1 protein-coding gene is annotated in these 2,041 nt (G+C 65.3%); it reads right to left on the bottom strand.

Annotated elements, in window-relative coordinates:
- Positions 1 to 2,041 (bottom strand): amino acid adenylation domain-containing protein (locus tag SO139_RS46035; protein WP_498542136.1); only part of this gene is annotated, 2,041 nt, incomplete at both ends.

The following is a 2,041-nucleotide window of genomic DNA, read 5'->3' as shown; positions in this document are numbered from 1 at the left end:
CCAACACGCCCAGCGACCAGCCATCCGAGACAATATGATGCTGCGTCAGCAGGAACACGTGCTCCTCATCGCTCATCCGGATCAGCCGGCCGCGGATCAGCGGACCGCGCGCCAGATCGAACGGCGTGCGCGCCTCTTCCCTGCACAGATCCAATAGCGCCTCGTCCGCATCCGGCCTGTCCCGCAGATCGTGCTCCACGACCGGAAGCCCCGCATGCTCCGGCAGCAGCTCCATCCGGGGCTTGCCCTCCGGCGCGACAAACACGCTGCGCAGCGCCTCGTGGCGCGCCAACACACGGTCCAGGCTGCGCTGCCAGGCGCTGCGGTCGAGCCCACCCTTGAGCCGCCACGCCAGTGGAATGTGATAGTTCGTGCTGCTCTGATCCAGCTGCGCCAAAAACCACAGCCGCTGTTGCGCAAACGACAGCACAAGCGGCGCATCACGCGGCACGGCCACAATGGCCGGCAGGTCTTGCGCGCCGGAGCGGCTCAACTCATCCACGATGCTCGCGGCCAGATCGGCCAGCACCGGTTTGGCAAACAGCGTGCTCAGCGGCAGTGTGAAGCCAATGGCCTGCGAGACCCGGCTCAACAGCCGCACCGCCAGCAGCGAGTGGCCGCCGAGCGCAAAGAAGTGGTCGTGGCGTCCGACCCGCTCAACACCCAGAAGCTCGGCCCAGACCGTTGCCAGCGCGGTCTCGATCTCGCCTTGCGGCGCCGCATACACGGCGCGCGCATACGCCTCATCTTGCGGCGCCGGCAGCGCCTTGCGGTCGAGCTTGCCGTTCGGCGTCAGCGGCAGCGCCGCCAGCTGCACAAACGCCGATGGCACCATATACTCCGGCAGCCGCGCACTTAGGTGCGCGCGCAAGGCGCCGGCCAGGTCAGGCTTCTCAGCTTCGAGCGCATGCTCGGCCGCCACAACCACATAGGCGACAAGGTGCTTGTCGCCGGCGGGGCCCTCGTGCGCCACCACCACCGCCTCGCGCACCAACGGGTGCTCGGCGAGCCGCGCCGCAATCTCACCGGGCTCGATGCGGAAGCCGCGGATCTTCACCTGATCGTCATTGCGGCCCAAGAACTCCAGATTGCCGTCCGGCAAGTACCGCGCCAGGTCGCCAGTGCGGTACAGCCGGTCGCCGTCGACAAAGGGACTGGCGATGAACCGCTCCGCCGTCAGCTCGGGCCGGTTCAGATAGCCGCGCGCCACTCCCGCCCCGCCGATATAGAGCTCGCCCACCGCCCCAAACGGAACAGGCCCACGGTGACCGTCAAGCAGATATACCTGCGTGTTCGCAATCGGACGGCCGATCGTCTCAACGACAGCCTCTCCCCTTCGCAGGCAGATCCAGGTTGAGTACGTAGTGGTTTCAGACGGCGCGTAAAGGTTATAAATCTTCTCTACGCGACTGCTCTCGAAGGCCTTTTCTATGAGGCCTACCTTCAGCCGCTCGCCGCACGAATTGATCACGCTTGCGGAAACCGGCACGGCTTTCTTGTCGACCAGAGCGGCGATCGCCGAGGGCACTGTGTTGATCAAGGAGATATCCAAAGACCTCTCGGCCAGCGCCAGCGCATTCTCAACAAGGTAAAGCGTGCTTCCTTGCGAAAGCGGAACGAAGCACTCATAGACGGACAGATCAAAACTGATCGAGGTGGAAAACAGCGTGCGGCTGATCTCTGATTCCGCAAACAACTCGCTGCTCCAATGCAGCAGGTTCACCGTGCTCGCATGCTCGATCATGACGCCCTTGGGCGTGCCTGTTGATCCCGAGGTGTAGATCACATAGGCGAGATGGCGGGAGGTCAGGCCGAGCGCGCGTGGGTCGAGATTACAAGCGGGCAGCTCGGCCCAGGCGGGTGTGGCTGCCGTAAGATCGACCACGCTCAGATCGGCCAGCGCCTCAGGGCCCAGCGCGGCACGGCCGGCTTCGTCGGCCAGCAAGAGCCGCGGCGTCGCATCCTCGAGAACCTGCCGCAGCCGCGCGCTCGGATAGGCCGGATCCAGCGGCAGATAGGCGCCCCCCGCCTTGAGGATCGC

The sequence above is a fragment of the Bradyrhizobium sp. UFLA05-89 genome (assembly GCF_059803475.1).
This window is presented reverse-complemented; position numbering and strand designations above follow the sequence as displayed.